The following is a 16,804-nucleotide window of genomic DNA, read 5'->3' as shown; positions in this document are numbered from 1 at the left end:
TCTGCTGCCGGCGCACTTTACGAGCGGTCGATTCAACGGCAAGTTCGACGATTGGGCGAACCGAGAACTCGAAACCGAACGATCAGTCGTCGGCGGGAATCGGGCCGTCGTCCGGAATCGGCTCCACCTGCGCTCGGTAGAGTCCGCCGGCGAGCCCGATCGAAACGACCGCCAGGCCGAGGAAGACGACGAAGCCGTTCGCGTAGCCGGCGGTCCCCTGCAGGTCGACGAAGAGGCCGAGTACGGGCGGGAGAACGAAGCCGCCGAACGCGCCGAGTCCGCCGACCAGGCCCGACGCGCCGCCGACGGCTTCGGGCACGTACGTCGGGACGAGTTGGAACACCGCCGCGTTAGCGACGCCGATGCCGATGCCGAGCAGGACGGTCGCGGCCAGTGCCGATGCGACGGTCTCGGCCGCGATCAGGCCGGCCGCGGCGATCCCGATCAGGAGGAAACTCGCGATCGCGGTCCGCTCGCCGCCGACCCGGTCGCTGACGACGCCGCCTGGCACGCGGATCAGCGCCGCGAGCAGCGTGAACGAGATCGCGGTGACGGTCCCGGCGCGTCGCGTTCCGAACCCGTGGACGGCCGTCCAGTAGGAGGGAAACCAGGTCGCGAGCGCGAGGAAGCCGCCGAAGGAGACGAAAAACAGCGCGACGAGCACCCAGGTCCGCGGGATGCTCGCGGCCTGGCGGATCGAGGCCGTCGCGTCGTCGTTGGGAAACAGTTCCTGCCCCCGAGCCTCGGCGCGCCGTTTCGCGGCCGCGGGCTCGAGCCCCCGCTTCCGGAACTGGAACGAGGGCGCGTCGACGGCCAGGGCCGCGTACGCGATCGTCCCGCAGACGAGGATGGCGAACCAGGCGAGGTACGCGCCCGTCAGCCCGAGCGCGGCGAGCGCGAACGGAACGACGAGCGTGAAGAGTCCAGGCGAGCTGTTGCCCAGGCCGGCGTACACCGCGAGCATCGTCCCCTGGCGATTTTCGGGCGACCAGTAGGACGTCTGGGCCGAGCCGACCGAGAACGTCGCGATGCCGCAGCCGGACAGCGCGCCGAACAGGAACACGAGCGGGTAGTGGGCCGCCGACAGGTCGTCGAGACCGACGGTCAGGAGGATCGCCGAGAGGCCGGCCATGCCGACGATGGAAGAACCGAGCAGGGTGAGAAACGGTTTCTTCGCGCCGACGTCCTCGACCCAGGCGCCGAAGGGGATTCGGAGCAGCGAGCCGGTCAGTTGGGGCGCGGCGACTAACAGGCCGAGCGCGAGCCCGGACAGCCCCATCGCGTCCTCGAGTTCCGCGGCGACGGGGCTGTAGAGGACGACGCCGGTGAAGCCGACGAAGAAACCGAGCGTCGCGGCCGCAACGCCCCGCCGCGGGCTCCCGCGGATCTCGGGGTCGCCGCTCGCGTCCGTCGACGCCTGGTCCCGGTCTCGATCACCGTCTGGGCTCGCGGACATGGACGATCAGGCGCTGGCTTCCGCGACGGCCCCGACGTCGCGCTCCCGCGGCGATTCGAGGCGGACCGCGCACTGCTTGAAGTTGGGCTCGTTCGAGCGGGGATCGACGTCGGGCAGCGTGAGATCGTTGACGTCGGGGTGGTGGATCGGCAGCCAGACGACCCCATCGGGGATCGCCTGGTCGGTCTCGACGCGGACGGTGACCGACGCGCGCCGGGAGACCACGCGACCGTACCGCGCGTCCTCGTCCTCGCTCTCGGCCTCCGTTTCGGCGCCGTCGGCGTCGACCGGCCCCTCCAGCTCGTCCGCGAGCGCGGCGGCCGTCGCCGGGCTGACCCGCGCCGTCGGCGGCTCGTCCTCGCGGGTCCGCACGCCGGTGTTATACGCGTCCGGGCGACGCGCGGTCGTCAGCGTGAGCGGGTACGACTCGTCGGTCGGCTCCGGCAGCGGCCTGGCCTCACCGGTCGAGAACCGGGCGCGGCCGGAGTCGGTGGAGAAGGACCACGATTCCGACTCGGCGTCGGGTTCGTCGTCGCCGTCCCCATCGGTGTCGTTCCCGCGCTCGTAGTACCGGTACCCCGTCGAGACGTCCGGTTCCGGTGCCGGCCAGCGGACCGCGTACTCCTCTTCGAGGCGGTCGTAACTGATCCCCGAGAGGTCGGCGGGCGTGCCCGCGGTCAGCGCGGCGAGTTCGTCGAAGATCGCCTCGGGTTCCGGCGACGCCGCGAACAGGTCGGGGACGAGCCGGTCGGCCAGGTCGCCGATCAGTTCGAGGTCCGTCCGAACGCCCGCCGGCGTCTCCGTCGCGGCGCGGACCCGGGAAACGGTCCGTTCCATGTTGGTCGTCGTCCCCTCGGACTCGCCCCAGGTCGCCGCGGGGAGGACGACGTCGGCGAGTTCGACCGTCTCGCTGCGGAAGGCGTCCTGGACGACGAGGAACGCGTCCTCGAGCTTCTCGCGGACGCGAGTTGCGTCCGGCATCCCCGCGACGGGGTTGGTCGCGACCGCGTAGACGGCCTCGACGTCGTCGCCGATCGCGTCGACGATGCCGACCGGTCCCGGCCCCGGATCGTCCGGGAGCCGCGAGACCGGCACGTCCCACGTCTCGGCGACCTCGCGGCGGTGCTCGGGGGCCGCGAACGGGCGGTGACCGGGCCAGGTCCCCTTCGAGGAACAGACCCGGGCCCCCATCGAGTTGGCCTGGCCGGTCAGCGAGAACGGTCCCGAGCCGGGCCGCAGGTTGCCGGTCGCGAGACAGCAGTCGATCAGCGCGCCCGCGGCCGCGGTGCCGTTGACGCTCTGGTTGATACCCATCCCCCAGTACAGGAGCGTCGGGTCGTCGAGGGCGGCCGCCAGGCGGTCGACGTCGGCCATCGAGACGCCGGCCATCGCGGCGGCCTCGGCCGCGTCGGGCAGTTCCGCGCGGAGTTCCTCGAAGCCGGTCGTCGCCGAGGCGACGAAGGCCTCGTCGACGCGGTCGGTCTCGACGACGCGGGCGAGGACGGCCCGGGCGAGCGCGAGGTCCCCGCCCGGTTCGAGCGGGACGTGGTGGTCGGCGGCCTCGGCGGTTTCGCTGTGGACCGGATCGACGACGATCAGTTCGGAGTCGTCCGCGTCGGCCGACTGGCGGATCCAGCGGAACATGACCGGGTGGGCGGCCGCCGGGTTCGCGCCCCAGATCAGGTGGGTCTGGGCCTCGGGAACGTCGTCGTAGGTCGGCGGCGGCGCGTCGCTGCCGAAGGCGTCGTAGTAGGCCGTCACCGCGGAGGCCATACACAGCGTCGTGTTGGCGTCGTAGTACTTGGTTCCAAAGCCGCCGCGGGCGAGCTTGCCCAGGGCGTAGGCGGCCTCGTTGGTCTGCTGGCCGCTGCCAAGGACGGCGACGCCGTCGCCGCCGGTTTCGAGTGCGGCGTCGAGCCCCTCCGCCGCGCGTTCGAGGGCCGACTCGATGGTCGTCGCCACGAGTTCGCCGTCCTCGCGCACGAGCGGCCTGGTCAGCCACTCGCCGTTAGGATCGGCCGTCTCGCTGACGCCGCGCTGGCACGCCAGGCCCTGGTTGACCGGATGGGCGGCGTCGCCGCGGACGGTCTCGAGGCCGTAGCCGCGGTCGGGGGCCCGCTGGACGTGGCCGCAGCCGACCGCACACCGCATACACGTGGTGGGAACGAGATCGGTCACGGCGTCCACCCCCTGGCTTCGGGACGAACGAACAGGTGTGATTTACAATCACACTCGACGGCGAGAGATTCGGCCAACACCATCAAGATTTTCACAGTACAAGAGGAATATGTGGGGCTACTAAACGCTAATCGTTTACAAACACGTTATTTTCTCCCGGAAAGGAACCGGGGTTGCCAATATGCGAACGGATGGATACAATATAAGGCCGTTATATGACGGGGAGCCGGACCGCGATCGGACGCGCGTCCACCGATGGCACCACTATGTAGCTAATTGACGATTGTGTCGGACGAGAGCAACGGACGCCGGACGCTGCAACCGATGGTCGAACCGTGAGGATCGCGCTCCGGTCACTCCGCGCCGACCCACTTGAGGACCAGCAGCGTCCCCTCGAACAGGAGGATCATCGTGACGGCGACGAGGATCGGCGCCATCATCGTCGGGTCGATCGTGAACATGAACGCGACCCCCGCGAAGGCCGCCCAGAAGTACAGCCGCTTCTGGGCGAGCCAGCGACGGGTCGTCACGCCCATCATGATCGCCAGCATGATGAACAGCGGAATCTGGAAGACGATCGCCAGAAAGCCCGTCAGCGTGATGATCAGGTCAAACGTGTCGCCCAGCGCGTACGCGATCTCCGCGCTGCCCTCCGCGTAGTACGTGAAGTACTGGAAGAGCATCGGCAACACGAGCACGTACGAGAACAGCATCCCGCCCGCCGCCAGCACGACGCTCGTGGGGACGGCCGCGAGGTAGTACTTGCGCTCGTGGGGGTACAGCCCCGGACGCATGAACAGGTAACACTCGTAGACGAACGCCGGGAGCGCGACCATGATCCCCAGCAGCGAAGAGATCTTGATCCGGGTCAGCCACAGCTCGAGCGGATGGTAGACGTGCGGCGGCGGGACCTCGCTGATCTCGTAGGGGAAGACATTGAACCAGACGAACTCGATCGCCTGGGAGGCCCACAGCAGCCCGATCGCCGTCCCGCCGGCCCCGAACAGGAGCACGACGGCCAGGCGGAGGACCATCTCCTCGATGTGATCGGCGAGGGGCATCTCCTCGTCGCCTGGCGGCGTCGAGATACCGCCGACGTCGTCGTCGGGATCGGGATAGGCCGGTTCGGGGTCGTGGCGGTCGCCGACGACGCCTTCGCCGTCGGTTTCGAGCGTCGGATCGTCTGCGGGTGTAGACGAGTCGGTATCGGACGCGGACTCGGAGTTGGTAGCAGAATCGGTATTAGGATCGGAATTCGGCGTTCCACCGTCGGTGACTGGCTGTCGCTCGCCAGAATCGCCCCGCGGCTTCGCGGGACTCTCGACGTCGCGCCCATCGGCCGGCTCGTCCGACATCTACGGGGTAGTGATAGGCCACCGGTTATAGGCCTTTTTCTTACGACCACCCGGCGAGAGTGACAAGGGTCGGTCAGCGGCTACGCGAACGGTGTATACACTCGAAAGGTTGATAACTGGATGTCAGTTACCCCAACCCAATGAGTTCTGCCGTCGACGAGGACACCGCCCGAGCCATCAATAGTGGCCGGGAGACGATCGGCGCACTTCTATCGGGCGCGCAGGCGCACCTGCAGAAGGTGTTTATCGTCTTCCTTCTGGGGTTCGTCGGCTCCTTCTACGCGCTCCGCGTCGTCATCTGGGACTTCCTTAAGGCGACCGCAACGGGCCAGATGAACGACGCGGTCGCCGGTTCGACCGACGTCATCACCAGGACGCCGTTCGAGGTGATCCTGTTACAGGCCAAGATCGGGATGATCACGGGAATCATCGTCGCGATTCCCGCGTTGCTCTTCTTCTCGCGCAAGTCGCTCCGTCGCCGCGGCTACACGAGCGCCGTTCCGATCTCGAAGGGGTACATCGCCGGGTTCGTGGTGATGGCGCTCTCGCTGTTCTGTGCCGGCGTTATCTACGCCTATAGCGTCTTCTTCCCGTACGCCTTCGACTTCCTCGCGGGCAACGCCGTCAGCGCCGGCGTCAAGCCAAGCTACGGTATCACCGAGTTCACCGAGTTCATGGCCTTGCTGACGCTGTCGTTCGGCCTCGCCGCCGAACTCCCGCTGTTGATGGGGGTGCTGTCCTACACCGAGATCATCCCCTACGAGACGTTCCGAGACAAGTGGCGCGTCGCCGTCATCGCGATCGTCGTCTTCGGGGCCCTATTCTCGCCGCCGGACCCGTTCACGCAGGTCATGTGGGCGACGCCGATGGTCATCCTCTACGTCTTCAGCCTCGGCCTCGCCAAGGTCGTCACCAACGTCCGCCGCCGCGGCGCGGCCAACTCGCCCGGCACGGGGACCGAACACGTCAAACGGCGCCTCCTCGAGTTCGGCGCCGCCGTCACCGCCGTCGCAGTTGCGACCGCCGTCGCGGTCAACCAGGGCGCCTTCGACTACCTCCGTGAGATCGTCTATCCGTCCCTTCCGGAGTGGCTTCGACCCGCCGGGCCGACTGGCCTCGAGACGATGGCGATCGAACACGGCCTGGCCGGCGAGATCGCGGTCGGACTCGTCGTGGCCCTCGTCGTCGGCTTCGTCGCGCTGCTGGGCTATACGATTCACGTCCTCCAGCAGCCCGTCTATCCGCGCGAGGGCGACATTCGGCGGGCCGACTCCCCCGAGGACATCGACTTCGAAACCCTCGAAGCCGAGGACATCGCCGACGTGCCGACGCAGGTCTTCCAGCGGATGAGCGAGGACCAGGCGCTGGACTACTCCCGCCAGGCGATGTACGACGATAACCGGGCGAAGGCGGAGGCCATCCTCGACCGGTTCGATACGATTCAGGAGTCCGTCGGCGCCGATGCCGGCGCGTCCGGGTCTGGATCGGGAGCCGCGGCCGCAGGCGGCGCTGCGACGGGCGCCGAGGGGGGCGAGGACGACGACAGCCTCATGGCGAGCACCGCCGCCGGGATGCTCGACCCCTTCACGGAGGACGAGACGACCGAGGACGATATCGGCGGCTACGCCTACGACATCGCCTTCATCCTCAACAGCCTCACCTCGAAGGTGTTCCGCCTCGTGGGGCTGTTCATGGCCGTCATGGGCGGGACCTTCTTCTGGCTCTACTCGGGCGGGCTCGGCGACGTTCTCCAGCTCTTCCTCAGTCGGGTTCCCCAGCACGTGCTCGACGAGGTCGCCGCCCGCAACGACATCGACCTGACCGAGGTCGACGATCTCGATGCGCTCATCGAAGCGATGGACATCGTCGTCGCGCTGAACCCGGTCGAAGTGCTCATCTTCGAGGCGAAGGTCAGCGCGCTCGCCGGGCTCGTCGCCACCCTCCCGCTGGCGCTGTACTACGCCTGGCCCGCCGCGAAAGAGCGCGGCCTGGTCTACGGCGACCGGCGGACGTTCGTCGTCTGGGGCGGCGGCCTCCTGGCCGGCTTCGCCGCCGGGACCTACCTCGGGTTCTTCTGGGTCGCGCCGTCGATCATCTCGTATCTGGTCTCGGACGCGATCAGCAACGGGATGGTCATCTCCTACCGGATCAAGAGCTTCTTCTGGCTCGTGATCTTCACGACCGTCGGCATCGGCTTCCTGCTGAACATCATCGTCACGATGGCGCTGTTCCACGCCGGCGGGATCGTCAGCTACCGGACGATGCTCGATCGCTGGCGGCCGGTCGTCGTCGGCACGTTCGCCCTCGCGGCCTTCTTTAGCCCGAAGGGCGTGCTCATGATGCTCATGTTCGCGATCCCGATCGCGGTCACCTACCTGCTCGGCCTGGCGGTCCTCTACGTCCTGACCGGCGGCGGGCGGCTGTTCGGCGGTGGCGGCGGCTCTGCGGCCGAGCCCGATGCGGAGGGCGAGACCGGCGCTGTCACCGTGGAGTGAGCGCAGCGATGCCGCCGGTACCGCTGCCGGTATCGCCGCCGTCTCTTCCGTCGAGGACGGAGCCGACGGCTTAAGTCGGGGGCTTGCGAACGGCTACCCAGACAGATGCCAAAGATCAGCGTCGAAATCCCGCAAGAGCTACTCGACGACTTAGACGATCACGTCGGCGACGAGGGGAAGTTCGTCAACCGCAGCGACGCGATCCGCGCCTCGATCCGGAAAACCCTGGACATTCTGGACGAAATCGACGAACGACACGATCGACTCGAGGAAGAACCGTGAGTTCGACCGCGGTCTTGAGACCGTGAAACCCCATCGATAGCCATCTCACCGGTGTCCATTAGCCGATAGTAAGACGCGTTCTCGAACTACGCGGGGTACGAAGCTCACCGAACTGCGTCGGTTTGGCTAACTCTCTGTTCGACCCTTAGCCATAAATATCTCATTCGTGGATTCCCTTATTTAACGCAAGTATTTCCAGATATAATACTAAGACCACAGAGGGTGTATCTTGCGTCGGATCATGTCAACGAAAGATCCCGGAAGTAGCACTTCACGTCGAACGATTCTCCGAACAGTCGGTACCAGTGGCGCAGTTGTGACGGGGTTAGCGGTCTCGACCAACAGCAGTGTCGCCCAGGCAGAATACGAGTCGGAACTACAACGTCTCGAAGACCAGTACGATTCGGAACAGGCGATCCAGCAAGCGGTGGACGAACACGCCTCGGACGTTCTCCAATCGCTCTCTGAGCGCGACGTTATCGAGAGTGCATCCGCTTCGTCGCTTCCGCTCGCGGAGTCCCTCGAGATCGAAGCGATAGAGACGTCGGAGGGAAGCGACGGAGTCGCCGCCACAGCGATCGTCGAAGAAGACGAACCGACCGGGTTCATCGCAATTTCGCAGACGACCGATGACCACGATCTCTCGCTCTACGTCCAACCCGAACGTGAGCACGCCTACGCGTACGTGACAGATGACGACGGTACCACGCTGTTCAAGTCGGCCTCGGATGACACTCCGCGGACGGCATCGGCCGAAGACGACTCCGTGACGATACTACAGTCGTGCGACGAAGTCTGTTACGAGGCGAGGTGTACGGACGAGAGCTGTTATTACTTCTGGAACGTCGGCATCGACTACAGATGTTGTGTCGATTCGTCAGGAAACGAAGACTGCAGCCGTACCGGAACGTCCGGGTGCCAATGTGGAAACCGGGAATGTCAATGAGATCCTGACTGAGAGACAGCCACGCTATGACCGGTCGAGGCGCCGGGCGAACCCGAAGTTCGGCTTGACGTCCTCGACGCGCACTTCGACGGTTTCGCCGACCTCGGTTCCGGGAACGAACAGCCGGTAACCGTCGACCGAGGCGATGCCGTCGCCCTCGCTACCGACGTCTTCGACCTCGACCTCGAGTTCGTCGCCAGGCCGCACCGACGCGGTGAGCCGACCCTTGCCGATGAGATAGAGCTCCGAGGACTCGTCGCGGCTGGCCTTCGGCGAGGTCGCGCGGACGTACTGGAACTCCTCCTCGACGTCTGCCCGGAACGCGTCGACGTCCGGCCCCTCGAAGACCTTCACGACGAAATCGCCGCCGGTGTCGAGCAGTTCGAGCGCCGTCTCGAAGGCCTGGCGAGCGAGGTGCAGCGAGCGGGCCTGGTCGAGCGAGTACTCGCCGGACATGTTGGGGGCCATGTCCGAGATGACCGCGTCCGCGGGCCCGCTGGCCCGCTCCCGATCGGCGGCGGACGCCGCCCCATCGACGGTTCCGCCGGCGGCGTCGATGACCCGGTCGCGGGTGCGCTCCTGGGTCATGTCGCCGCGGATCGTCTCGATCGTATCGTGGTCGTCGAAGTCCTTGATCCGCTGGAGGTCGACGCCGATGACCGTGCCGTTCTGTCCGACTTCCTCGGCGGCGACTTCGAGCCAGCCGCCGGGGGCGGCCCCGAGGTCGACGACGGTATCGCCGCGGTCCAAGACGTCCTCGAGTTCGTCGAGCTGTTTGAGCTTGTAGGCCGCGCGGGAGCGGTACCCCTCCTGTTTGGCCTTGTTGTAGTAGTGGTCTTTCCGTGCCATCGCGAGATCACTCAGTTGCCGATTCTAACGGGCCGAGACGGATAGGTGTCGCGACTCGCGACGCGGTACGGGAGGGCCGGCGTGACCGCCGATCGCCCTACGAAGACGAGGATGAGGACGACGACGAGGACGCGGTCGAGCCGACGCGGAACAGCTTCTGTATGAGCTGTCGAGCGGCGATCGAACAGCACAGGTACCAGGCGAGCCACGTCTGTAGCGGACCGGCCAGCGGCTCCTGCCAGGTGACCGCTCCGGCGATCGGGACGACCAGGCCGGTCTCGTTGGGGCCGAGGTGGCCGCCGCGGACCTTCCAGCGGAGCCAGAGGAACACGGGGATCGTTAGGAGCATGATCCAGACCATCGGGCGGAACTGCACTTTGAACATGCCGAGCTGGTCGCCGGCGGCGGCCCGCTGTTCCTCCCGGATCCGTTCGAGGGCCTCGTCGTCGCCGCGGTCCGTCGCGGCTTCCCGTCGTTCCCGGAGTCGCTGCATCCGCCGTTGGTACTCCTGGAGCTTCTCGCGGTCTAGCAGCCGCGACTGCAAGGCGGTCGAGTAGATCCCGGTGACGATCGCCAGGAGGACGATGACGAGGTGAAACGGAACGAGATCGGTGATCGGTCCGAAGGCAGCGCTCTCGGCCACCGCGACGATGTCTCGGATGCTAGCGCTCCAGTAGCCGGCGAACAGGAGGAGCGCGAACGCACCTGCGGCCTTGTCCGCGGTCGTCCAGCTCGGCGACTCGATCGTCTCCGGGTGCGCGCTCTCGATCGCGTCGCCCTCGGCCGTGACGTCTTCGGCCTCGTCGCCATCGACTGCGCCGTTTTTGGCCGTGTCGGTCCCGCACTCGTCGAGGTAGGTGCGGACCCGCTCGGGGTCGGCGATCGCGAACCCGGTGCCGGCGCTGACCAACACTTCTCGCTCGATGAGTCGGCCCCACTGGTCGCTGGACAGCGCGTCCCTGACGTCACTCCAGTCGAGCTCGTCGGAGCCGCCGTTCGATCGCTCGTAGACGACCGCTAACGCCTCTCGGATCGACGGATCCTCGAGCAGGAGTTCCAACTGATCGATCGGCATTCGATACTCGAGGCTCCGTCCAGTGATACTATCAACCCTTTCGTTCCGAAAGCCCGTCCCTCAGACGGTACCGGTCACTCACGGATACGTTCCGGTTCGCGTGATAGTCATCGAACGCTGGAATCGGACGTTATCTCCGACAGGAGGGGCACTATTGGACGGCTCGTCGAATTCGAGAGCGGTGTTATCATGGGAGATATCGACGTTGCGATCGGTGTCGACGCGGACTGCGTCGCCGGCTGGCTCGGCTCGTACGGCGGCGCGGACTCACCGGCGGACCTCTCGCGCGGGCTGTCGGCGGGGACCGAAGGCATTCCACGCCTCCTCCAGCTCTTCGAGGACGAGGATATCCTGACCTCGTGGTACGTGCCCGGCCACACGATCGACACGTTCCGAGAGGAAGTCGAGGACGTCGCGGCCGCCGGCCACGAATTGGGCGTCCACGGCTACTCCCACGAGAACCCGACGGACCTCTCGCGCGAGCAGGAAGACGAGATCCTCCAGGTCTCGATCGATCTCATCGAGGACGTCACCGGCGAGGAGCCGGTCGGCCACCGCGCGAGCTGGTGGGAGTTCAGCGAGAACACGCCCGAACTCGTCGAGAAGCACGGCTTTCGCTACGACAGCAGCCTGATGGAACGGGAGTTCGAACCCGGCTGGATGCGAAAGGGCGACGACTGGACGCCGATCCAGTACGATCAGGATGCGGATACCTGGATGGAGCCCTACGAGTACGGCGAGGAGACCGACGTGGTCGAGATCCCCATCAGCTGGTACCGCGACGACATCCCGCCGATGCTGTTCATCAAACAGCCGCTGTACCACGCCGGCTACAAGGATCCGGCGATGCTGTACGAACAGTACTACAAGCGGCAGTTCGACTTCCTCTACAACCGTCGCGGTGCGGGCGTCTACACCTTCACGATTCATCCGGACCTCCACGGGCTCCCCCACATGATCTCGCACTTGGAGGAGTTCATCCAGTACGTCAAGGGCCACGAGAACGCCGAATTCAAGACCTTGGAGGAGATCGCCCGGAAGTACGAGGACGATCCGTCGGTCTACGAGAGCGAGGGCGACTACGTCTGAACCGGCCGGGAACCGAAATCGAACGTTTGTCGGACGCTCAGTCGGCGAACGCTCGCCGAACCGCGTCCTCGTCGTCGAACGCGGTCAGCGCCAGCGTCAGCTTGATTCGGGCCTTCTGGGCCGGCAGGTCGCCCGCGAAGATCGCGCCGTACTCCCGGAGCCGATCGCCGCCGCCGACCCCGCCGTAGACCGGCGCGGTGCGTCCCTCGAGACAGCGCGACGCGACTACGACCGGGATACCCTCGCGGATCGCGTCCCGGACGGCGGTGCCGATCCCTTTCGTCGCGTTCCCGATCCCCGTCGCCTCGAGGACCAGGCCGTCCGCGCCGGCCGCGATCGCCGCGTCGACCAGGTCGCCCGTCGCGCAGCTGCCGCTCTTGATCGTGTAGACGTCGGCAGCGAGCGAGTCCGTCGGGAGACGGGTCGATTCGCTTCGGAGCGGGCGGTGGATCGCGACGCCGTCGCGGCCGACGGTGGCGACCGGGCCCGTCGCCACGGAGCGAAAGGTCTCGAGTTTCGAGGTGTGCGTTTTCGTGACGCGCCTGGCGGCGTGGATCTCCTCGTTGAAGGCTACGAAGACGCCGCAGCCGCGGTCGTCGCTGCCGTCGCCGTCGTCGACACCGTCTCCCTCGCGGTCACGAAAGGCGTCGGCGGCCCGGACCGCAGTGAGCAGGTTCGACGGCCCGTCCGCACTGTACTCGTCGGGTCGGCGCTGGGCCCCGGTGGCGAACACCGGCGTTGCCGGCCCGACCGCGACGTCGAGATAGTACGCCGTTTCCTCCAGCGTGTCCGTGCCGTGGGTGACGACGACCGCGTCGACGTCCTCGTCTCCGTCGAGTTCGCGGACCCGGTCGCCGATCGATTCGAGCGTTTCGGCGTCCATCTCGTAGCTGGGCACCTGCGCGACCTGCTCGACGTCGACGTCGGCGTACTCCGCCAGCGCCGGCACCGCGTCGACGAGTTCGCGACCGCGCCTGGTAGGCGTGGCGCCGTCGTCGCCGCCGGTGCTCGCGATCGTCCCGCCCGTGCTGAGTACGGTTACGTACATCGCGTTCGCAGGGGATACCAGCGCCGCCCTCAAAACACCGCGCCCGTCCGCGGCGGGGCGCGAGTTTGGGAGACGGCACCACGAACCCGCCGCCCGCGCGTAAAGGGTGGCTTTTTATGTCGACCGTCCGTACGCCGACTCATATGTTCAAGGCCATCGTGAGCGCGGAAACGCTCACCAGTGCGCTCGATTCGATAAGCGTGCTGGTCGACGAGTGTAAGATCCACCTCGAGGAAGACGGACTGGAGATCCGGGCCGTTGACCCCGCGAACGTCGGGATGGTCGACCTCTCGCTCGATGCAGCTGCCTTCGAGTCCTACGAAGCGGACGGCGGGCTGATTGGCGTCGACCTCTCGCGACTGGAAGACATTGCCGGTATGGCCGAGTCCGGCCAGCTCGTCCAGCTGGAACTCGACGAGGAGACCCGGAAGCTCCACATCCAGATCGACGGACTCGAGTACACGCTCGCGCTGATCGACCCCGACTCGATCCGCCAGGAACCCGACATTCCGGACCTCGATCTGCCCGCGGAGGTCGTCCTCGAAGGGAAGGACGTCAACCGGTCGGTGACGGCCGCCGACATGGTCAGCGACCACATCGCACTCGGCGTCAACGAGGGCGAGGAGTCCTTCTACGTCGACGCGGAGGGCGACACCGACGACGTCCACCTCGAACTGACCCGCGAGGATCTCATCGATCTGCAGGTCGGCCCCGCCCACTCGCTGTTCTCCCTCGACTATCTGAAGGACATGAACAAGGCGATTCCGTCCGATACCGAGGTCACGCTCGATCTCGGTGAGGAGTTCCCCGTCAAGATCTACTTCGGCTTCGCGGAGGGCCAGGGCCAGGTTACCTACATGCTCGCGCCGCGGATCCAGAGCGACTGACGCGAGCGGCCGGTTTTCTGCGACTCCGATACCTGAACGCGTCGACTCCGGCACCGATCGCCGGCGGCGCCGACCTCGTTTTTCGTGCCGAGCGCGACAGTCCCTCGTTCACGTCTCTTCGCCTCACTTAAAAATGCGATATGGGAAGGTGAGCGGCTACCAGCGGCTGTCACCACCGGTTTACCATGACCTCCACGGACGATTCGGACGAACCGCGAGACGACGAGTACGTCACGACGTTCGATCCCGAGGACGACCGGCCGAGCGAGGTGATCGTCACCGCAGTCGCTGCCATCCGCGGGGCGGAACCGGCCGCGCTGTCGCCCCTGTACGACGCCGTCGATCCGGCCGCGCTCAACGCCCTGTTCGAGCATGCCCAGCGGGTCGCCGCTTCCGGTTGTCATCGAGTCTGGTTCACGTACGAGGGGCTCGACGTGGGCATCCGAACTGACGGGGAGATTCGGATTCGGGACGCCACGGGGGCGAGCTAGAGCGTCGCCGTCGCGCTCCGTGATCGCTCGCATTCGTCGAGAAACGACAGCAGCCGCTCGTTGACGGCGTCGGCGTTTTCGATGAAGAAGAGGTGCGAGCCGCCCTCGATACGTTCGAGGCGGCTGTCCGAAATCTTCTCCTCGAGCAGTTGCGCGTTCTCGACGGGGACGACCCTGTCCTCGGTCCCGTGGAGGATCAGCGTCGGCACGCGGAGCGCATCGAGTCGGTCGCTGACGTCGAAGTTCAGAACGGCGGCCGCCTGAGCCTCGCGAGCGGCCTCGCCGGCGTCCTGTTCTAACCGCCACTCGATGATCTGATCCATCAGGTGCGGGTTCCGGTTGGTGAACCGCTCGTTGAAGGCGGGGCGCATCCGATAGCGGAGTTTCTCCCGTTCGTTGGCCCCGTCCGGCGTCTCGAACATGTGCTCCTGAGTCTCGTCGGGCACCGGCGCCGCGTCCGGCCCGCCGTGAGTTGTACAACAGAGCGTCAGCGACTTCGCCCGCGAGTACTCCAGCGCGTAGCGCTGGGCGATCATCCCGCCCATGCTCGCTCCGACGATGTGTGCGTCGTAGATCCCCGCGTCGTCGAGCACCGCCTCGAGGTCGGCCGCCAGGCCGCCGATCGAGTAGCCGGCGAGTTTGAACAGCAGCGGCGCGCGGAGCTTCTGCGGGAGCCGCGGGACGAGCGGCGGCAGGCCCGTATCGGAGCGACCGGTCCCCCGGTTGTCGGGAGCGATCATGTCGTACTCGTCGGCGACGGCCGCGCGCTGCCAGCGCCACATCCAGCGACCGAAGCCCAGCCCCTGGACGAAGACGACCGGGGCGCGTCCCTGTCCGTCGCCGTCGCGCCGCTCGTGCTCGTAGTAGATCGACACGCCGTCTCGCGTCGCCTGTGGCATACCGGTTCCGACGCGTCGGACGCCCTTGAAATCGATCCCCGATGCGGACTCGCCCGCCGCGGTCGGCTCGACGGATCGACCGACGCGCGCCGGTAAAACGATTTTATCGACGGCGAAATCGAGGGCCTCACGGCCGGTAACGGCGGTGCATTCTCGGCCGCGAGCCGTCAGTCAAGACGGGCTATAAAATAACGCACTGTGATAATCAGCGCGTTTATCCGGTCGCAGTAACATCGTATTACCGATGCAGCGACTCCACGCCCGGTACCCGTTTCTCGAGGCCGCGCGCGAGTCCGTGGCGACGGAGGCGGTCGACCTAGCGACCGTCGTCGAGCAGGACCGGGCGGTCATCGATCGCGCCCGTCAACGCGTTATTACCGCCCTCGAAGACGGATCGACTGGGTCCCCACACCGTGATCCCCGAATCGAGTTGCTCTCGTATCCGGTCGCCCGCGTGCTCGTCTCGATGGTCGCGGAACACGTCCTCGTGCGCAAGTACGCCCGCGCCGAGGCCGCGACGGCCTACGAACGGTTCACCGCCGACATGGCCGACACCACCGAGCTGAAGAGCGTCGAGTCGACCGACCTGGCCCTCGACGAGTTGCTCGCCGAGTTCGACCTGCGAGACGACGTCCGCGAGCGGCCCGACGGCGACGGCTATCGGATCGACGTCGGCGCTTACCTCCCGCTGGCCGAGGACCTGTGGGACGACGAGTGGCGCCTGGTTAATCGGCCGTTGGCCGCGGGCGAAGTGCCGGTGGACGAGGACGAACTTCTGTCCCTACTTCGGGAAGCGATTCGGACCCGCATCGAGGACGGCCTTCCCTTCGAGGTGCCCGACGCCATCGCGACGACGCTCGAGGACGACGCCGCCGAGATCCGAGAGGTGCTGGCGGACCTCGAGCTAACCCGCGAGATCGACACCGTCGTTCCGGAACTGTTCCCGCCGTGTATGAAGGCCCTGCTCGATCAGATCCAGAAGGGCGAGCACCTGCCCCACCACTCCCGGTTTGCCGTCACTGCCTTCCTGACGAGCATCGGGATGACCACCGACGAGATCGTCGATCTCTACCGCGTCAACTCGACGTTCGGCGAGGAGATGACCCGCTACCAGACCGACCACATCCGCGGGGAGAGTTCGCCAACGGAGTACTCGCCGCCCTCCTGTGCGACGATGCAGTCCTACGGCGACTGCGTGAACAAGGACGACCTCTGCGAGCGCATTCCCCACCCGATGGCCTACTACGAGGAGCGGATCGACGACGCCGACGACGAGGACTTAGAGGACTGGCGCGAGAACGAGGCGACCGAGGCCGAATCGGCGAGCGACTGAGCGTTTACTTCGCGATTTCGAGAAATACGTTACGTCCGCGAGCGATCAGACCGCGCTGCCGGCGTCCGAATCGTCGTCGTTCGTCTCCAGGCCGTCTTCGGGGTCGTTCAGCACGTAGGCCAGGCCGAACCCGATTCCGGTCAGCAGGAGGATGAAGCCGACGATGGCGAAGACGAGCATCTGGCCGCCCTCGGGCGAGAGGGTGCTGTTGGCCGCTCCGTACTGGGAACCGATGGCGACCATGGCCGCCAGCATCAGGACGACGGCGGAGATGGACACGGTGATTTCGATGAGCTGGTCGCGCTCGAGCATTGTCGGATCGATTTCGTCGGCCGGGTGAAAAGCGCTTCGAAGGGGGCCTCGATCGGCGGCCGGTCAGGGACCATCCGGCGGGGACGACCGGCATCCTATAAACTGCCGA

Annotated in this window: 15 protein-coding genes; 7 read left to right on the top strand and 8 right to left on the bottom strand. The window is 66.4% G+C overall.

All coding sequences use genetic code 11. From position 1 onward, the window contains the following. Window positions 1–82 precede the first annotated feature (82 nt). The 3 genes from BMY29_RS17845 to BMY29_RS17835 all read right to left on the bottom strand — a co-directional run bounded on the left by BMY29_RS17845 (window position 83) and on the right by BMY29_RS17835 (window position 4,989). Complete coding sequence (locus BMY29_RS17845; RefSeq protein ID WP_081985516.1) at window positions 83–1,456, bottom strand: MFS transporter; 1,374 nt, start codon at window positions 1,454–1,456, stop codon at window positions 83–85. Window positions 1,457–1,462: 6 nt separating this feature from the next. Further along, window positions 1,463–3,634, bottom strand: a complete 2,172-nt coding sequence (nasA, locus tag BMY29_RS17840) for an assimilatory nitrate reductase NasA (protein WP_074854847.1) — start codon at window positions 3,632–3,634, stop codon at window positions 1,463–1,465. Between the two features lie 353 nt (window positions 3,635–3,987). Then, window positions 3,988–4,989, bottom strand: a complete 1,002-nt coding sequence (locus tag BMY29_RS17835) for a twin-arginine translocase subunit TatC (protein ID WP_049991947.1) — start codon at window positions 4,987–4,989, stop codon at window positions 3,988–3,990. 140 nt (window positions 4,990–5,129) lie between these two features. Between BMY29_RS17835 and BMY29_RS17830 the strand changes: the two genes are divergently transcribed. From BMY29_RS17830 to BMY29_RS17820, 3 genes are all read left to right on the top strand, one after another. Further along, entirely contained in the window at window positions 5,130–7,484 is a 2,355-nt protein-coding gene (locus BMY29_RS17830) for a twin-arginine translocase subunit TatC (protein WP_049991948.1), read from the top strand. 105 nt (window positions 7,485–7,589) lie between these two features. Continuing rightward, on the top strand, window positions 7,590–7,766 hold the full coding sequence (locus BMY29_RS17825) for a ribbon-helix-helix domain-containing protein (protein WP_049991949.1): 177 nt from the start codon (window positions 7,590–7,592) through the stop codon (window positions 7,764–7,766). A gap of 316 nt (window positions 7,767–8,082) precedes the next feature. Next, the gene (locus BMY29_RS17820) at window positions 8,083–8,712 is read left to right on the top strand and encodes a hypothetical protein (RefSeq protein ID WP_049991950.1); all 630 of its coding nucleotides are present in this window, start codon (window positions 8,083–8,085) and stop codon (window positions 8,710–8,712) included. A 24-nt stretch (window positions 8,713–8,736) separates the two neighbouring features. Here BMY29_RS17820 and BMY29_RS17815 read toward each other — a convergent pair whose 3' ends face one another. Next, window positions 8,737–9,561 (bottom strand): 23S rRNA (uridine(2552)-2'-O)-methyltransferase, encoded by an 825-nt coding sequence (locus tag BMY29_RS17815; RefSeq protein ID WP_049991951.1) that lies wholly within the window; start codon window positions 9,559–9,561, stop codon window positions 8,737–8,739. A gap of 97 nt (window positions 9,562–9,658) precedes the next feature. After that, window positions 9,659–10,636, bottom strand: coding sequence for a DUF106 domain-containing protein (locus BMY29_RS17810; protein ID WP_049991952.1), 978 nt, complete (start codon window positions 10,634–10,636; stop codon window positions 9,659–9,661). A gap of 189 nt (window positions 10,637–10,825) precedes the next feature. On the opposite strand from BMY29_RS17810, the gene BMY29_RS17805 reads away from it, so the two are divergent. After that, window positions 10,826–11,725, top strand: a complete 900-nt coding sequence (locus BMY29_RS17805) for a polysaccharide deacetylase family protein (protein WP_049991953.1) — start codon at window positions 10,826–10,828, stop codon at window positions 11,723–11,725. A gap of 37 nt (window positions 11,726–11,762) precedes the next feature. Here the strand turns inward: BMY29_RS17805 and BMY29_RS17800 are convergent, their stop codons facing one another. After that, entirely contained in the window at window positions 11,763–12,773 is a 1,011-nt protein-coding gene (locus BMY29_RS17800; protein ID WP_049991954.1) for an asparaginase, read from the bottom strand. 143 nt (window positions 12,774–12,916) lie between these two features. On the opposite strand from BMY29_RS17800, the gene BMY29_RS17795 reads away from it, so the two are divergent. After that, window positions 12,917–13,660: a DNA polymerase sliding clamp gene (locus BMY29_RS17795; protein ID WP_049991955.1), complete on the top strand. Its 744-nt coding sequence runs from the start codon at window positions 12,917–12,919 to the stop codon at window positions 13,658–13,660. Window positions 13,661–13,845: 185 nt separating this feature from the next. After that, the gene (locus BMY29_RS17790; protein WP_049991956.1) at window positions 13,846–14,151 is read left to right on the top strand and encodes a HalOD1 output domain-containing protein; all 306 of its coding nucleotides are present in this window, start codon (window positions 13,846–13,848) and stop codon (window positions 14,149–14,151) included. Here BMY29_RS17790 and BMY29_RS17785 read toward each other — a convergent pair. After that, complete coding sequence (locus tag BMY29_RS17785; RefSeq protein WP_049991957.1) at window positions 14,148–15,050, bottom strand: alpha/beta fold hydrolase; 903 nt, start codon at window positions 15,048–15,050, stop codon at window positions 14,148–14,150. The two genes, BMY29_RS17790 and BMY29_RS17785, sit on opposite strands and share 4 nt — an antisense overlap. 244 nt (window positions 15,051–15,294) lie before the next feature. Between BMY29_RS17785 and priL the strand changes: the two genes are divergently transcribed. Continuing rightward, window positions 15,295–16,383, top strand: a complete 1,089-nt coding sequence (priL, locus tag BMY29_RS17780; RefSeq protein ID WP_049991958.1) for a DNA primase regulatory subunit PriL — start codon at window positions 15,295–15,297, stop codon at window positions 16,381–16,383. Between the two features lie 45 nt (window positions 16,384–16,428). Here the strand turns inward: priL and BMY29_RS17775 are convergent, their stop codons facing one another. Then, a complete protein-coding gene (locus BMY29_RS17775; protein WP_049991959.1) occupies window positions 16,429–16,695 on the bottom strand; it encodes a DUF7472 family protein in 267 nt (88 codons plus the stop codon). Between the last annotated feature and the right edge of the window lie 109 nt (window positions 16,696–16,804).

Source organism: Natrinema salifodinae, from assembly GCF_900110455.1.
Lineage (GTDB): Archaea > Halobacteriota > Halobacteria > Halobacteriales > Natrialbaceae > Natrinema > Natrinema salifodinae.
This window is presented reverse-complemented; position numbering and strand designations above follow the sequence as displayed.